Annotated in this window: 12 protein-coding genes; 4 read left to right on the top strand and 8 right to left on the bottom strand. The window is 31.2% G+C overall.

The features are described 5' to 3' along the window. Positions 1-52: 52 nt before the first annotated feature. Complete coding sequence (locus tag M3P09_RS01470) at positions 53-412, top strand: YraN family protein (protein ID WP_249971766.1); 360 nt, start codon at positions 53-55, stop codon at positions 410-412. 34 nt (positions 413-446) lie between these two features. On the opposite strand, the gene M3P09_RS01465 is transcribed toward M3P09_RS01470, so the two are convergent. After that, complete coding sequence (locus M3P09_RS01465; protein ID WP_249971765.1) at positions 447-1778, bottom strand: TlpA family protein disulfide reductase; 1332 nt, start codon at positions 1776-1778, stop codon at positions 447-449. A gap of 32 nt (positions 1779-1810) precedes the next feature. Further along, entirely contained in the window at positions 1811-5158 is a 3348-nt protein-coding gene (gene mfd, locus M3P09_RS01460) for a transcription-repair coupling factor (protein WP_249971764.1), read from the bottom strand. A 291-nt stretch (positions 5159-5449) separates the two neighbouring features. Between mfd and M3P09_RS01455 the strand changes: the two genes are divergently transcribed. Then, the gene (locus tag M3P09_RS01455) at positions 5450-5881 is read left to right on the top strand and encodes a tellurite resistance TerB family protein (RefSeq protein ID WP_249971763.1); all 432 of its coding nucleotides are present in this window, start codon (positions 5450-5452) and stop codon (positions 5879-5881) included. A gap of 53 nt (positions 5882-5934) precedes the next feature. Here the strand turns inward: M3P09_RS01455 and M3P09_RS01450 are convergent, their stop codons facing one another. Then, positions 5935-8061 (bottom strand): Tex family protein, encoded by a 2127-nt coding sequence (locus M3P09_RS01450; RefSeq protein WP_249971762.1) that lies wholly within the window; start codon positions 8059-8061, stop codon positions 5935-5937. Positions 8062-8204: 143 nt separating this feature from the next. Here M3P09_RS01450 and M3P09_RS01445 point away from each other — a divergent pair, with 143 nt between their 5' ends. Continuing rightward, positions 8205-8567, top strand: a complete 363-nt coding sequence (locus tag M3P09_RS01445; protein WP_249971761.1) for a T9SS type A sorting domain-containing protein — start codon at positions 8205-8207, stop codon at positions 8565-8567. Between the two features lie 35 nt (positions 8568-8602). On the opposite strand, the gene M3P09_RS01440 is transcribed toward M3P09_RS01445, so the two are convergent. The 4 genes from M3P09_RS01440 to metG form a co-directional block, all read right to left on the bottom strand. Further along, entirely contained in the window at positions 8603-11023 is a 2421-nt protein-coding gene (locus M3P09_RS01440) for a hypothetical protein (RefSeq protein WP_249971760.1), read from the bottom strand. 369 nt (positions 11024-11392) lie between these two features. Then, positions 11393-11911 (bottom strand): ferritin, encoded by a 519-nt coding sequence (locus M3P09_RS01435; RefSeq protein ID WP_099564985.1) that lies wholly within the window; start codon positions 11909-11911, stop codon positions 11393-11395. A gap of 30 nt (positions 11912-11941) precedes the next feature. After that, complete coding sequence (locus tag M3P09_RS01430) at positions 11942-12316, bottom strand: hypothetical protein (protein ID WP_249971759.1); 375 nt, start codon at positions 12314-12316, stop codon at positions 11942-11944. Further along, positions 12317-14401 carry a methionine--tRNA ligase gene (gene metG, locus M3P09_RS01425; RefSeq protein ID WP_249971758.1) on the bottom strand — a complete coding sequence of 695 codons (2085 nt, stop codon included), beginning with the start codon at positions 14399-14401 and terminating at the stop codon, positions 12317-12319. Positions 14402-14635: 234 nt separating this feature from the next. Between metG and M3P09_RS01420 the strand changes: the two genes are divergently transcribed. Further along, positions 14636-15652, top strand: coding sequence for a S66 peptidase family protein (locus M3P09_RS01420; RefSeq protein ID WP_249971757.1), 1017 nt, complete (start codon positions 14636-14638; stop codon positions 15650-15652). Here M3P09_RS01420 and M3P09_RS01415 read toward each other — a convergent pair. Continuing rightward, on the bottom strand, positions 15649-16575 hold the full coding sequence (locus tag M3P09_RS01415) for a WD40 repeat domain-containing protein (protein WP_249971756.1): 927 nt from the start codon (positions 16573-16575) through the stop codon (positions 15649-15651). The genes M3P09_RS01420 and M3P09_RS01415 overlap by 4 nt on opposite strands. Positions 16576-16597 lie beyond the last annotated feature (22 nt).

The raw sequence follows: 16597 nt of genomic DNA, 5'->3' as shown, positions 1-16597 counted from the left end.
CAAGATTCTTCAATCACATTTTTCCTTCATAAGGGAAAAACATTAAACAAATATGGCACAACATAACGAACTTGGAAAAAAAGGTGAACAATTGGCTGTCGACTTTCTATTAAAAAACGGATATAATATCCTTGAGAGAAATTATCGGTTTGATAAAGCTGAAGTTGATATCATAGCAAGGCAAAATGATACGCTTGCCGTTATTGAAGTTAAAACGAGGTCGTCTACCGATTTTGGAAACCCTCAAGATTTTGTAAAACCTAAACAAATACAACGTTTAGTTAAAGCAGTTGATGAATATGTTAATGTAAACAGCTTAGATATTGAAGTCCGATTTGATATAATTGCTATTGTAAGAGAAGGCAAATCTTTTAATATTGAGCATTTAGAAAATGCTTTTTATCATTTTTGACATTTTTGTCATCCTTAATTCGTATTAAAACACCCTATTCTTCTTTTTTAAAAATAGATTTTAAAAGTTCGAAATTTTCTGGTTTTGCAATAATTTCCTTATTCTTATTTAAAACAAAATAAGTTGGTGTTGCGGTTACACCGTAATTATTACCAATTTCATTATCCCACTTCCCTTCACCATATACGTGAATAAAATCAGGATAATCATAAGTTAAATCTTTCCACTTATAAGGCTCTTCTTCTAACCCGATAGCGATAACTTTTATTTTATTTTCTTCTTGGACTTTTAAAAAGTCTCCTAATTGTGGTATTTCATCCAAACAATGTGAACAGGTACTACTCCAAAACACTACAATATAATTTTCGGCTAAATCTACGTCACTTAATTGTTTTACAGTTGTTTTTTCTTTTTCTATAATTTCAAAAGAAAAATCTGGAGCTTTATTTCCTATAGAAATGTTTTTAAATAACATTAAACCGTTAACTAACTCCTCATCATTTAATTTTTTAGCAACTTTTATTAAATGATTTTCAGAAATATAGTTTGCTACATTTTCAAATCCTAAATCAGCCATTTGTTGCCATAGGTCTACCAATAATACTCTTTTTGTTTCGTCTGGAGCATTTTCCATAGCTTTACAAAAAACATCAATGTTATTTTTATAGTTTGTAACTTCATCTTCATCATTTGACGACATCCCAAAAACATAATTTAACATTCGCTCTTCAAAGAAATTAGAGCTTTGTAGTGTTTCATTATTAAAATCTACATAATCAAAATAGTGTTTTTTTAAATTACCAACATAAATTTTTACATCTTCAAATGTTTCTGGAATATATGGTTTGTTCGCCTTAATAAATTGTAACGCTATGGTTTCCTTTGCTAAAGTTTCAAAACTAGATTGTGCTTCGCGTTGTGTATTAAAAATAGACTTTAAGGCTATGGTATCTTTACTTTCTTCTCTAAAAAAATTACCAATACTATGTGTTATCATAGACATACTATTGGTGTAAGAGGCTAATAATTTATTTTCTGATGAGGATTTAAAATCTACTCCTGTTTCAGAGTTAAATGTAAGCGATATGTCTTCTTTACCATTGTAAATAACATCAAAATTATAATCCTCTTGCGGAATTGCATAAACAACTCGATATATACCTTTTGTTACTGTAGAATCTAGTTTAAGTTCAAGGATTCCATCTTTTATTTCAGCATTTGTAACATATTCTGAAACGGTTGGTGTTACTTTATATAACAGCGCTACATTATAATCTTCAGCTGGAGAGAATGTGCCTTTAATAGTATGTTGCCCAAAAAAGATATTTGGAAGTAAAACTACTAGAGCAACAATTTGTTTTAACATGAGTACTAATTTAATTTTTAAGAAAACAATAATTAAGCCATAATAGGTTTTAATACTGCGAGAGCTTGTTTTACAGATTTAATAGATTCAAAAGTAAGTAATAATCGTAAACCATTACGTGTTTGCTTCTCTTTCATTTTACACGCTTGCGGATTTTTTTGAACAAATTGTAACACTTTAGTAAAGTTACTACTTTGATAAAAGCGACTTTGTTGATCGTTTATAAAATATCCAATAAATTTACCTTGTTTCATTATTATTTTTTCGAATCCTAATTTAGTGGCTATCCACTTTATTTGGACACTATTTAATAAATCGGTCACTTGTATTGGTAATTCTCCAAAACGGTCTATTAATTCGGTTTCAAACTTTTGTAATTCGTCTTCGGTTTTTAAACTATTTAGTTGAGTATATAGACTTAATCGTTCAGCAATATTATTTATATAATCATCTGGAAAAAGCAATTCAAAATCAGTATCAATCGTTACGTCTTTTACATAAACTTTATCAGCTTCATTTTCACTATATAAATCTTTAAACTCATTTTCTTTGAGTTCTTCTATTGCTTCATTTAATATTTTTTGATAGGTATCAAAGCCTATTTCATTTATAAATCCGCTTTGTTCTCCACCTAATAGATCACCTGCACCTCTTATTTCTAAATCTTTCATTGCAATATTAAAACCACTCCCTAGTTCCGTAAATTGCTCTAAGGCGGTAATACGTTTTCTGGCATCATCGGTCATAGCAGAATACTCTGGCGTTATAAAATAACAGAATGCTTTTTTGTTACTGCGCCCAACACGACCGCGCATTTGGTGTAAATCGCTTAATCCAAAATTATTGGCATTATTTATAAAAATAGTGTTAGCATTTGGTACATCTAATCCACTTTCAACAATTGTTGTACTCACTAAAACATCAAAAGCTCCATCCATAAACGATAACATAAGTTGTTCTAGTTTTTTACCATCCATTTGCCCATGACCAATACCAATTTTAGCATCGGGAACTAAGCGTTGCAACATGCCAGCTACTTCTTTAATGTTTTCTATGCGATTATGAATGAAAAATATTTGTCCTCCACGTTGAATCTCATAACTCACAGCATCACGAATAGTTTCTTCGCTAAAACGAATAACATGACTTTCAATAGGATAACGATTGGGTGGAGGTGTTGTAATAACCGATAAATCTCGTGCTGCCATTAAACTAAATTGAAGTGTACGTGGAATTGGAGTTGCTGTTAATGTTAGTACATCTACATTTTCCTTTAATGTCTTTAGTTTTTCTTTTACGGCTACACCAAACTTTTGTTCTTCGTCAACTATTAAAAGCCCTAAATCTTTAAACTTTACATTTTTGTTAACCAATTGATGCGTACCAATTATAATATCTACACTTCCTTTTTCTAAACCTTCTAAAGTTTCACGTTTTTCTTTGGTTGTTCTAAAACGATTTACATAATCAACCGTTACAGGAAAATCTTTTAAACGCTCCTTAAAGGTTCTTGAGTGCTGATAAGCCAAAATAGTTGTTGGCACCAAAACAGCTACTTGTTTTCCATTATCAACTGCTTTAAAAGCAGCTCGAATAGCGACCTCAGTTTTTCCAAAACCAACATCACCGCAAACCAAACGATCCATTGGGCGTTCGCTTTCCATATCTGCTTTAATATCTGCTGTAGCTGTACTTTGATCTGGTGTGTCTTCATAAATAAACGAAGCTTCCAATTCGTGTTGCATATAACTATCAGGATTGTACTGATAGCCTTTTTCGGTTTTTCGCTTAGCGTAAAGTTTTATAAGGTTGAAAGCAACATGTTTTACACGTGCTTTTGTTTTTTGCTTTAAAGTTTTCCATGCATTACTTCCTAACTTATAAATTTTAGGAGGTTTACCATCTTTACCATTAAACTTGGTGATTTTATGTAACGAATGAATACTTAAATACAGTACATCGCGCTCTCCATAAACCAATTTAATGGCTTCTTGTTTTTTGCCTTCAACGTCAATTTTTTGAAGTCCGCCAAAACGACCAATACCATGATCAATATGAGTTACATAATCGCCAATATCTAAGTTTGTTAACTCTTTTAGAGTGATAGCTTGCTTTTTTGCATAGCCATTTTTAAGATGAAATTTATGATAGCGTTCAAAAATTTCATGATCGGTATAGCAAACCATTTTGTTGTCGTGGTCAACAAACCCTTGATGTAATGATAAAATAATGGTTTGATATTCCTTAACATCGAGGTTTGAGTCATCAAAAATATCTTGAAACCGTTTTGCCTGTTGCTCGCTTATGCAAGCAATATAATTGGTGTAACCGTTTTCGTTATTTGTATTTAAATCTTCTATTAAAAGATTAAATTGTTTATTGAAAGAGGGTTGCGGTGTCGTGTTGAAGTTAATACTATTATCCGCTGAATTATTAAAAACTGAAGTTGTTCCAAATTCAATAATTGAAAAATCTAATAATTGCTTTTTTAGTAGAGTAGAGTTAGAAAACAATTCATTTGGTTCAGCATGTTTTATTTCTGAAGAAAGTGCTTTAAAAGCGTCTTCTGCTTTTGTATAAAAATCATCTATTCGAGAAAAAAACAAATCTGCATTTTTAAAGCAAACCACTGTTTTTTGAGCAATGTATTTTAAGAAACTTTGTCTCTTTTCTTCTAAAAACTTATTCGCTACATTAGGAATAATGTTAATTTTTTTAATTTGTTCTACCGAGAGCTGTGTTTCTACATCAAAGGTTCTAATACTATCCACCTCGTCACCAAAAAACTCAATGCGGTAAGGTTCATCGTGCGAAAATGAAAACACATCCACAATACCACCACGTACAGAAAACTCGCCCGGTTCGGTAACAAAGTCTACGCGTTTAAACTGATATTCAAACAACACTTCATTAACAAAGTCGATTGATACTTTGTCATTTGTAGATACTTTTAAGGTGTTTCGTTCTAACTCTTTTCTGGTTACTACTTTCTCGAAAAGTGCGTCAGGATAAGTAACAATTATCGCTGGTTTTTTTTGTGAATTAATGCGGTTTAAAACCTCAGCACGAAGAAGCACATTAGCATTATCGGTTTCTTCAATCTGATAAGGCCTGCGATAACTGCCAGGGTAAAACAATACATCTTTTTCATTACATAACTGTTCTAAATCATTTAAATAATGTGCCGCTTCTTCTTTATCATTAAAAACAATTAAAAAAGGTTTTTCAGCATGCTTAAAAACACTTGAAATGACAAAAGAAAATGACGAGCCAACAAGTCCTTTTAAATGTGTTTTCGTTTCGGTTTGAGCAATAGTGTTTTGCAGATTTTGCGTTTGCAAAGTCTGTGCATAGGTTTGCGAGATAGTAGATTTACTCACCTAATTATTAGATTTTAAGATTGCAAATATACGGTTTAGAATTATTTTTATGAGTGTTTAACTCAAATTCAAAAACATTTGTTGTTTTAATTTTGCATTAGCGTTTGTAGTTCCTCGGTTTTGCTCATTATAAAACGCTTAATTTTAATAATGCACTCTTTAGGAAAGCGTACATTTTGTTATTGCTGAACGAAGTGTAAGTGCAACAAAATGGAATGCTCAAAAAAAGCTGATTTTTAATTTAAAAAGGGTTGAAGTTTATTTATATTTGCAGCACAAAAACAAAAATATATGTCGTTTTCAGATTTATTTGATAGTGGGTTTAAAAAGCGTAATGAAGATCATTTTGCTTCTATAGTTCGTGTTGCCATGGATGATGGTATTATTACCTTAGAAGAGCAAGCTTTTTTAGATAGATTAGCGCGTAATTTAAGTATTAGTGAAGCTGATTATAAAATAATTTTAAAAGACTATAAATCGCACCCAATAAATCCGCCAATGTCTTACGATAGACGGTTAGAGCGTTTATATGATTTAGTGCGTATGGTATATGTTGATCAAATTAATGGTGATCCTGAGCATAAACTCTTAAATAAAATTGGTGTTGGGCTTGGATTTCATGCTATAAACGTAAAATATATAGTTGATAAAGCTTTAACGTTAGTGCGTAATGGTGTAGATTTAGACACCTTTATGGATCAAATAAAAAACATGAATAAATAATATTTATACAATTTTTAGATATAAAAAATGCGAACTTAAAAGTTCGCATTTTTTTATTTATGCAGTTTTAATTGTATTCTCTTTCGCGGAATATCAACCTCCAATACTTTTACAATAACTTGTTGATGTAAACTAACATGCTCGTTTACATCTTTTACAAAACTGTCTGATAGATTGGATACGTGAATAAGTCCACTTTCTTTAATACCAACATCTACAAAAGCACCAAAATTGGTAATGTTATTTACAATACCAGGAAGCAATTGCCCTTCACGTAAATCACTAATTGTTTTTATATTTTGATTAAAAGTGAATACTTTAACTTGCTCTCTAATATCTAATCCTGGTTTTTCAAGTTCTTTAATAATATCTTGAAGCGTTGGCAAGCCAACTGAGCTTGTACAATATTTTTTTAAATCTATTTTTTTAAGCAACTCTTTATTAGCTATTAAATCTGAAACATTTCTACCCAAATCTTTAGCCATTTTTACAACAATTTTATAGCTTTCAGGATGCACAGCAGAATCATCTAATGGGTTTTCTGCATTCTTAATTCTTAAAAACGCAGCACCTTGCTCAAAAGCTTTATCGCCTAAACGTGGAACTTTTTTTATCTCTTTTCTTGAAGAGAATAGGCCATTTTCCTTTCGGTAATTAAAAATGTTCTCAGCAAGTTTTGGCCCAATACCAGACACATAGCTTAATAAGCTCTTACTCGCCGTATTTATATTTACTCCAACTGCATTTACGCAATTCCCAACTACAGCATCTAGCGATTTTTGTAGTTTTGTTTGATCAACATCATGTTGATATTGTCCTACGCCAATTGACTTAGCATCAATTTTTACTAACTCTGCTAGTGGGTCTTGTAAACGACGACCTATAGAAACACTACCACGAACTGTTACATCATAATCAGGAAATTCTTCACGAGCAATTTTAGATGCCGAATATATACTTGCTCCTGCTTCACTAACCACAAATACCTGGATGTCATTTTTAAAATGAATCTTTCTAATTAAGGCTTCGGTTTCGCGAGATGCGGTTCCGTTTCCAATAGCAATAGCTTCAATTTTATAAGCATCGGTAAGTGAGCTTATTTTTTTCATCGCACCAACACTATCGCTTTTTGGTGGATGTGGGTAAATAGTTTCGTTATATTTTAACTGCCCTTGTGCATCTAAACAAACCACTTTACAGCCTGTTCTAAACCCAGGATCGATGGCTAACACACGCTTTTCGCCCAACGGAGATCCTAATAATAATTGTTTTAAGTTTTTTGCAAATACACTTATGGCAGACTCATCAGCTTTGTCTTTTGCCTTTTGCATAGCTTCGTTACTTAACGATGGTAATAATAATCGTTTGTAAGCATCCTTTATAGCAAGCTTTATTTGTTCAGCACAAACGTTATTAGATCGAATAATTTTATCTTCAATTTTTGAAAGAGCTCTATCATTATCTATTTCAATTTTCATCCGAATATAGCCTTCGTTTTCTGTTCTTAAAATAGCTAATAATCGGTGTGAAGGAATTCGGTTTAAAGATTCTTCCCAATCAAAATAATCTCTAAATTTTTGAGCTTTTTCATCATCAGCTTTTGTTTTTACTACTTTAGTAGAAATCATTGCAAAACGCTCCAATTGATAGCGAATATTATTCCGAATATCTACACGTTCGTTAATCCATTCAGCAATAATATGTCGTGCCCCTTCTAAGACACTGTCAACCGATGTTACCTCGTTTTTTATATATTTAAAAGCTATGGATTCAACATCATTTGCATTTTGAGACATGATGATTTTTGCTAGTGGCTCCAATCCGTTTTGTCGTGCTTTTTCAGCTTTTGTTTTCCTACTTTTTTTATAGGGTAAGTATAAATCTTCAAGCGCTGTTAAATTTTGAGTTGATTCTATTTTTTGTTTTAATTCCGATGTTAAAACTGATTGTTCTTCTAAAGCTTTTAAAATGGCCCCTTTACGTTTTTCTAAAGTTTCAAATTGCTCTTTAAATTTTACGATATCACTTATTTGAACCTCATCTAAATTACCTGTACGTTCTTTTCGGTACCTAGAAATAAACGGAACGGTACAATCTTCATTTAATAATTCAACCGTATTTTTTACTGACTGCTCAGAGAGTTTAGTATTGGATATTATGAATTCTATTAGTTTAACCATTTACTATATAATTATGAAAAAACGAATGTAATTAACTTCAGATACTTTTTGTAAACTAATTCACTTTTTATTTAGATGTATAATTAACCGTTTTAAATCCCGTTAACATTAAACCCACTTTCTCTCATTGCAAAACTATTAGTATGAAAAATATACGCTTTACTTTTTTAGCTTTATTAATTTGCAATCTTTCTTTTTCTCAAAAAAAGAGAACCGATTCAATCAAAAAAAGCAACATAAAAAAGGTTGATACAACTTCTACCATACTCAAAACAAGTTTATTTAAAATGCACCCTAATCCTGCAAAAGACAAATTATTTATTTTAGGAACAAATAGAATTAAAAGTATTGAATTAATCAATATTTTAGGAAAGCAAGTAGCAACCTATCATTTTAATAAAAGTATTATAAAAATTGATGTTTCTGAACTTAAAAAGGACATTTATATTATAAAAGTAATTGATGAAAACGACAAGGTGGAAACTAAAAGATTAGTTATTGAGTAAAATTAGACTAAAACATATGTTAGGACAATTAAACCCTAACCTTTATTGAATAGTATTGTTTTGGTTTCGGATAGAAATTTACCATCTCCTGTTACTCCTTCAATAAACAGTTTAATGTTATTATTATAAGGATTATATATGGTAAAATTTAAATTATTGCTTGTGTCAATTGTACAATTTGGAATCCAGTCTATAACACCGTATTCCTTAAAAAAATCATCAGTATAAGTATTATACTTTGGCACATAGAATTTTCTTTTTTTTGAAAACGATAAAGGAAAACTATATTCTCTAAATGATTTTCCATCTTTCTTACTAGAAAAGGTATTTGAAGTGTATATCCTTATTGCTCCAGAGTAACCTGCTCTCATACCCTCTCCAAATCCATGCCTGTTAACTGCTATATAATCTACTGTGCTCATATCAAAATTTATTAAAAATTCATAACTTGATAATCTCATATCGTTTAAATAAACTATTGGCCCACTAGATGCTACACCTAATTTAGAGCTACTATTAGATGCTCTTATTATAAAATTCCCTCCTTGATCTATAGCAAAATAACCTGGTATGTATGTACTTATATAATTTGCTAATGACAAATTCATTGACCTTATTTTATCATCAAAAAGGTAAACCCTGTTAAATGAGCTTCCTTTAAGCATATCTATTTTAGTTTGTCTTAAATCCGTTTTTACTACTACCTCATTTAACTGTTGTGTTTCATCAAGATTAATAGCAAAGGGAGTTGTTGCTGTATATTTGGTAAAAGACAGCCCTTTTGGTTTAAGTGTTCTTTCATACTTATTAAACTCTGGTATTGCAGAAGGGTAGAACTGCATATACAAATTTGGCTTAACCATTCTTCCTTTTCTATTTAATATACCAAGACTCAAAGTTTCATCCTCATTAGGATAAAAACCGCTTTTAAAAAAACTATCTTCATTGTTAGGAAGATCTACTAAAAACCCTTCATTATTTTCTAATGGATATATTATAAAATGGTTTTGATTACTACTATTTCTGTTTGCCTTTATTGCTATACCATCTTCAAAAGCAAAACTATTAGTAGGTTTATTATTAAAAATATTATTCCAATTATAACTACTCCAACCTTGAGTGATTAACAAATTATCTAAGTCATACTTTTTTTTGCGATCAATCTTAGTAAAATAGTATGTTGCATTTTCTATATATCCATTAACATAAGGCTGTAGATAAGTATACGATATAATATTATGATGCCTTTGGTAAGATTTTGTTTCGTTTGTAAGCACAGATATACTTAAGTTAGGCTTGCTTTCAGCCAATTTTAAGTTATTTAAAGGGATTTTAATTGTTAAAGAGTCTTTTAATTTGGTTAAACTTGGCTTTCCTAACTGAATGAAATGAATGCCTTCATAGTTAAAAAATAAGCGCTCTAGTATTGGTGCATTATTTTCATCAAAAAGTGTGAAAATATTAATTCCAGAAAACAGCTCATCATTATTGATGGCCTTAATTACGCTTTCCGAATTGAATTTAACGTCTATTACTTTAATAATTTTTCCGTTATGAATAACTAATTTAAAAGGTTTCCCTTTAATATCTTTTAGAGTTTTTTTATTTGTGTCAAATTCTACAACTAATTTCCCTTTTAAATCGTTAACAGTAATCGAAATTCCCTTAGGTTTAATATCATCAATTATAAATGTAAATTTCTTATTTAAATAATTAAGCTCTACCGTATATTGCTGGTTTAAAATTGGGGTAAATAAAAAACGTCCTATTCCTAATGCGTTTGTTTTAAATGTAGTTATTGTCTGTTTATTATTATCTAAAACAACACCTTCCAAATTTGAAGCTCCAAAGCCTTCAGTATTTTTTACTATAACGCCTACATTTGTTTTAACTTCGTTTATAAAATAACCTCCTTCTGGTAAAAATTGTGCGTCTAAATTATTTTCAACAACTCTACCTTTAACTGTTGATTCAACTTCTGGATCTATAACTTTAAAAGTTTCAACAAAAGTGTTACGCTCGTCAAAGTTTCTCATCCAATTTGTGTAGGCCTTAAATGTATAATTACCAGACGTAAAAAGGCTATCCACATTAAACACATTGTTAGCAAATCCATCTTTTACTTTAATCAATTTACTTTTAACAACTTTATTTGTACTATCTGTAATTACACAATATAAATTCTTTGTTAGTAAGGAAGGCTTCTTTAAATCTTTATTAAAAACATAACCACTAAACCCTAACATTTCACCTTTTATGTAAGTGCTTTTATTTAAATGACAATAAGCAATTTCTCTATAAGCTGTAGAATAATCTTGAAATGCATTTATAGCCTTATCAAAACTTTTTTCTTGAGCTTTTAAATTGGTTTGAAATGATAAAAAAACGAATACAGTAAATACAAATTTCAAGGTATAACTTAACGTTTTTGAATTAAATAGGTAGTTTAATCTCATACTTTATGGGTTAGCTTTTGTAATACAAAACGCCCAAAAATAATGCCAGAAATTAGCACATAATTAGTCTTTTCATTTCTCCAGAATATTAAATTTATTACTTGGACAAAAACTTATGCTATCTTTTTATTATTTAGGCAACTTTTTGAAGTAAATCAAAGCAAGGACATTTTTTGCATCGCTTACTTTCTCCCTTTTTAAACTTTTTACAGCAACTTGTTTTTACTTTTTTAGGATTATCTATTCCTAATTTTTGTAATTTCTTTATTGCCTTTTTTTTCTTCTTTTTGCCCAAAACAGAGTATAAAAATCAATTCTTGAGCAAAAATACATTATTTTTATTAAATCTAAATAAGAATAATCACAAAATTATTGTGGATTATCCATTGATGCAGAAGTAACCGTTAGGTTTTCAATATCTCTATCAAATAAATATAGTCCTCCTTTATCATCACCAATAAGGTTTATTTTGTCTAATATAGTACGAGCAACAGCCTCTTCCTCTATTTGTTCAGACACATACCATTGTAAAAAATTATGCGTAGCATAGTCTTTTTCTTGAAGACTAATGTGTACTAACTCATTTATACTTTCAGAAACAAATACTTCATGTTCAAATAATTTTTCAAACATTTCTTTAAACGATTTAAAAGTAACATTTGGAGCTTTTAATTGAGATATTTTTGCATGCCCGCCACGTTCATTAACAAATTTTATAAGCTTTAACATGTGTTCGCGTTCCTCATCAGATTGAGCGTACATAAAATTAGATACACCTTCCAATCCTTTTACCTCAGCCCAACATGCCATAGCTAAATATATTTGAGAAGATTCTGCTTCAATTCTTATTTGATTATTTAATGCCTTTTCTATGGTTTTTGATAACATGATTTCCTTTTTTGTAAAGTTATAATAATTTTAATTCGCAAAGTAATTCTTAAGCATAAACTCAGCTGAAGCATAACTTCCACGTATGTCTCTTATTTCGCTTAAATACTTCTGTGCCATTCTTCTTTCATTATAAAGAGCAATTCCCCTTGAAAAAGAACTAAATATAATAAGAATTAAAGTAATTACATTCCATTTATTTTCTGACTTTTTAATATTCAAATCGGGAATTTTTCTAACATAGCTTAAAACAAAATCATCATCAATGTTTGCAATTAAGAAAGATTTAATTTCTCTATTATATTTAGCAAACAACTCAATTTCAATCATATCTGCCTTTGTTTTTATTAAACGTTCAGCTTGTGCTTGAATATCGACTATTTGTCTAATAATATTTTTGCTCATCTAACTTATCTGTAGTCCATTACTAGTATTGGCATTATCTGGATTTACAAATACTAATTTTCCATCAGGAGTTTCGGTCATTAAAATCATGCCTTCACTCTCCACTCCTCGTAAAGCTCGTGGTGCTAAATTTACAAGAACCGTTACTTTTTTACCAATAACTTCTTCAGCGGTAAAACTTTCTGCAATACCTGAAACAATCGTTCTAATATCAATACCAGTATCTACTTTAAGCTTTAAAAGTTTTTTAGTTTTAGGCATTTTTTCAGCTTCTAAAATAGTGCCTACACGAATATCTAGTTTAGTAAAATCTTCAAAAGTAATAGTCTTTTTTTGAGGTTCAACAACGGCATTAGCAATTTCGTTTGCTTTTTTACTAGCTTCTAATTTATCTAATTGCGCTTGAATTGTAGCATCTTCAATTTTAGAAAAAAGCAATTCTGCTTTTCCTATTTGGTGACCTGCTGGAATCAGAATGTCTTTTGATTTGATATCGTTCCAAGAGTTCTCAATACTATTCTCTTGTACCGAATCACTCGAGCCTATATTAAGAATGTTTTTTAATTTATTAGATGTAAACGGCAAAAATGGTTCGCTTAATGTTGCTAAAGCTGATGCTATTTGTAATGCAACATACATAATGGTTTTGGTTCGATCTTCATCAACTTTAATAACTTTCCAAGGCTCTTCATCGGCTAAATATTTATTACCTAATCTAGCCAAATTCATAAGCTCTTGTCCAGCTTCTCTAAAACGGTAACGTTCAATGGAGCTAGTAATCACATCTGGATATGCTTTTACAGCAGCTAAGGTGTCTTCGTCTACTTGAGATAGTTCATATGCATTAGGCACAACACCTCCATAATACTTGTTAGTCAATACCACCACACGATTAATAAAATTGCCAAAAATGGCAACTAACTCGTTGTTATTTCTTGCTTGAAAGTCTTTCCAAGTAAAATCGTTATCCTTTGTTTCTGGAGCATTAGCTGTTAAAGCATAACGCAATACATCTTGCTGGTTTGGGAAATCTTGCAAATATTCTGGTAACCAAACCGCCCAATTTTTAGAGGTTGACAGTTTATTCCCTTCTAAATTTAAAAACTCATTGGCTGGTACATTTTCAGGTAAAACATAAGAACCTTCACTTTTTAACATGGCGGGGAAAATAATACAGTGAAATACAATATTATCTTTTCCTATAAAGTGTACCAATTTGGTGTCTTTGTCTTTCCAATAAGGCTCCCAATTTTTACCTTCTCTAGCCGCCCATTCTTTAGTTGAAGATATGTAACCTATTGGCGCATCAAACCAAACATAAAGTACCTTCCCTTCTCCTCCTTCTGCTGGCACTGGAATTCCCCAGTCTAAATCTCGAGTAACCGCTCGTGGCCTCAACCCATCATCAATCCAAGATTTACATTGACCATATACATTAGGTTTCCAATCTTTTTTATGTCCTTTTAAAATCCATTCTTTTAAAAATGCTTCGTGTTTATCTAAAGGTAAAAACCAATGTTTTGTTTGTTTTAAAGAAGGAGCGTTACCTGTTATAGCCGATTTAGGGTTTATTAAATCGGTTGCATTATGACTTGTTCCACAATTTTCACATTGATCGCCATAACTCTCTTCATTTCCGCATTTAGGGCAAGTTCCTATTACAAAACGATCTGCTAAAAACTGATTAGCTTCTTCATCGTATAATTGCTCTGTTGTTTCTTCTACAAATTCACCTTTGTCATTTAAAATTGTAAAGAATTCTGAAGCTGTATCATGATGAATCTTGGCTGATGTACGCGAATAATTATCGAAAGTAATTCCAAATTCTTCAAAAGAGTTTTTAATTATTGTATGATATTTATCCACAATATCCTGCGGAGAAACGCCTTCGTTTTTTGCTTTGATAGTAATGGGTACACCATGTTCGTCACTCCCACAAACAAAAAGCACATCTTCTCCTGTTAAACGTAAATAGCGTGCATAAATATCAGCTGGCACATAAACCCCTGCTAAATGACCTATATGAATTGGTCCATTAGTATAAGGAAGTGCAGCTGTAATTGTATATCGTTTTGGTTTGTTCATCTTTTTATAAACTGTTGTCAGGTCGAGCGCAGTCGAGACCTAAATAAAAACCTCTCGACTGCGCTCGAGGAGACAAATTATACGTCATTGCTAGGAGTAAAGCGATGAAGTAATTTTAAAATTAAAATTCCAAACAAACAGATTCCCACGCTTCGCTCGGAATGACGAGTTATTTTGAAGCCGTAAAAGTACGCATTTTGACTCCGATTTAGAAAAAAAATGTACATTTACATTATGTCAAAAATCTCACTAATTACTATCTTGTGTTGTATTCTTCTTTTCTTTGGAAAAGAAACTATTTTGGCACAAGAATCATTGTCTAAAAAAACAACTACATTGATACAACCACCGTATTTAAATACTGGAGATACCGTTGCTATTGTTGCGCCTTCTGGCGTTTTAAAAAATAGAACTAAGGAAGTTGAACAAGCTAAATCTCTTTTAAAAAGCTGGGGACTTCATCCTGTTGTTGGAAAGCATGTTTTTAGCACCGCTAATCATTTTGCAGGAACCGACGATGAACGTTGTGAGGATTTTCAAAATGCTTTAGACGACCCAAAAATTTCTGCTATTTGGTGTGCTCGTGGCGGTTACGGAACCGTTAGAATTTTAGATAAATTAGATTATACTAAGTTCAAAAAAAAACCTAAATGGTTGATTGGGTACAGCGATATTACAGCATTACATAATCAGTTTCATAATCAAGGTTTTGAAAGTATTCATGCTTTAATGTGTACCAGTTTACAAGATGATTTAAGCGCTATTCAAGAAACTGTCTCCACTTTTAAAGATGCTGCTTTTGGGAAACCTATAAGTTACACTTTAAAAGGTTCTAAATATAATAAGGCAGGGGAAGGCTCTGGGCAACTTGTTGGTGGTAATTTAACCATGTTACACACTATGTTGGGTTCTAAAACGAGCATAGATACGTCTGAAAAAATATTGTTTATTGAAGAAATTGGTGAATATAAATACCATATAGACCGTATGCTACAAAGCTTAAAACGTGCCGGATATTTTGAAAACTGTAAAGGTGTTATTGTTGGGGGAATGAGTAAAATGCGAAAAAATACAACTCTTTGGGGAACATCTGTTGAGCAACTTATTTTAGACGCATTAGCTGATTACGATTTTCCTATTGCATTTAACATGCCTGCTGGACACGAAAAGGATAATCGTGCTTTAATTTTAGGAAGAACTATAAAGCTGGAAGTAAAGAGCGATAAGTCTACTGTTGTTTTTGAGGATTAATACTCCAATTCTGCAATCTTATTGGCTTTTTCATTCCAAATTGTAATAACTCCTTTTCGACTTGATGTAATAATATATTTGCCATCTGGACTCCAATCTATTCCCCACAAATAATCATTTGTAGATTTAGATTCAAATAATAATTTACCTTTTTTAGACCAAATTCTTAAAGCATCACTTGCTGTTGCTAATTTTGTTCCTTTTTTATTCCATCTAAGGTTTCTGTACTCAGCAATGCTTCCTTTAATTTCTTTTATTTTTTCTCCTTCAATATTCCAAAACTGCACCAATTTATTCTTTGCTTTTTCCAAATCGCCATAATCTCCAACAGCAAAAAACTTACCAGATCTGTGCCACTCAACACAAAGTAAAAAAGGTTCTTTTTTTCTTGTTTCAAATATTTTTAAAGTGTCTCCTAAATGATTAAAAACCCCAACTTTAGTACCTACAGTAACTAACGTGTTGTTTTTAGGATGCCAATCTAATCCTGCAGCTCCCTTTTTATCTGCTCTAAATCTGCTTACGCGAGTACCATCAATATTATATATTGAAACAAAACTTTCAAGCTCGGAAACGGCTAAAAGCTCACCTGTATAATTCCATCCTAATGCTCTAAAGCTATTCTTCAGCCCTCTTAAACTAGTCCAAGAATCATTGTCAAGATCAAGGATTTTTGCCTTAAATGTTCTACCCTGTGTTATAACAGCAAGTTTGTTTTTTGTAGGATGCCACTTTAATCTACTTAGTTGCACGTCTTTAACAGGATAAGTTTTAATCAACTTATAAGTATTTCCATCAAACAATTTTAATTCATCTTGATTACCTCCAGAAGCAATATATTTTCCGTTAGGACTCCAGGCAACAGTCCACACCGTTTTATTATACTCGTTTTGTTGGCAAAAAACATTGAATACCAAAAACATGAAAAAAAAGATGTGTACTGTT

Source organism: Jejuia spongiicola, from assembly GCF_023502325.1.
Taxonomy (GTDB): Bacteria; Bacteroidota; Bacteroidia; order Flavobacteriales; family Flavobacteriaceae; genus Wocania_A; species Wocania_A spongiicola.
Note: the sequence above shows the minus strand (reverse complement) of the source record. Positions and strands in the feature narration are given on the sequence as shown.

What these genes read in the sequence shown, in the direction of transcription:
- M3P09_RS01470 (WP_249971766.1), top strand. Translation starts at nt 53, where the DNA reads ATGGCACAACATAACGAACTTGGAAAAAAAGGTGAACAATTGGCTGTC.
- M3P09_RS01465 (WP_249971765.1), bottom strand. Translation starts at nt 1,778, where the DNA reads ATGTTAAAACAAATTGTTGCTCTAGTAGTTTTACTTCCAAATATCTTT.
- M3P09_RS01455 (WP_249971763.1), top strand. Translation starts at nt 5,450, where the DNA reads ATGTCGTTTTCAGATTTATTTGATAGTGGGTTTAAAAAGCGTAATGAA.
- M3P09_RS01450 (WP_249971762.1), bottom strand. Translation starts at nt 8,061, where the DNA reads ATGGTTAAACTAATAGAATTCATAATATCCAATACTAAACTCTCTGAG.
- M3P09_RS01445 (WP_249971761.1), top strand. Translation starts at nt 8,205, where the DNA reads ATGAAAAATATACGCTTTACTTTTTTAGCTTTATTAATTTGCAATCTT.
- M3P09_RS01440 (WP_249971760.1), bottom strand. Translation starts at nt 11,023, where the DNA reads ATGAGATTAAACTACCTATTTAATTCAAAAACGTTAAGTTATACCTTG.
- M3P09_RS01435 (WP_099564985.1), bottom strand. Translation starts at nt 11,911, where the DNA reads ATGTTATCAAAAACCATAGAAAAGGCATTAAATAATCAAATAAGAATT.
- M3P09_RS01430 (WP_249971759.1), bottom strand. Translation starts at nt 12,316, where the DNA reads ATGAGCAAAAATATTATTAGACAAATAGTCGATATTCAAGCACAAGCT.
- metG (WP_249971758.1), bottom strand. Translation starts at nt 14,401, where the DNA reads ATGAACAAACCAAAACGATATACAATTACAGCTGCACTTCCTTATACT.
- M3P09_RS01420 (WP_249971757.1), top strand. Translation starts at nt 14,636, where the DNA reads ATGTCAAAAATCTCACTAATTACTATCTTGTGTTGTATTCTTCTTTTC.
- M3P09_RS01415 (WP_249971756.1), bottom strand. Translation starts at nt 16,575, where the DNA reads ATGTTTTTGGTATTCAATGTTTTTTGCCAACAAAACGAGTATAATAAA.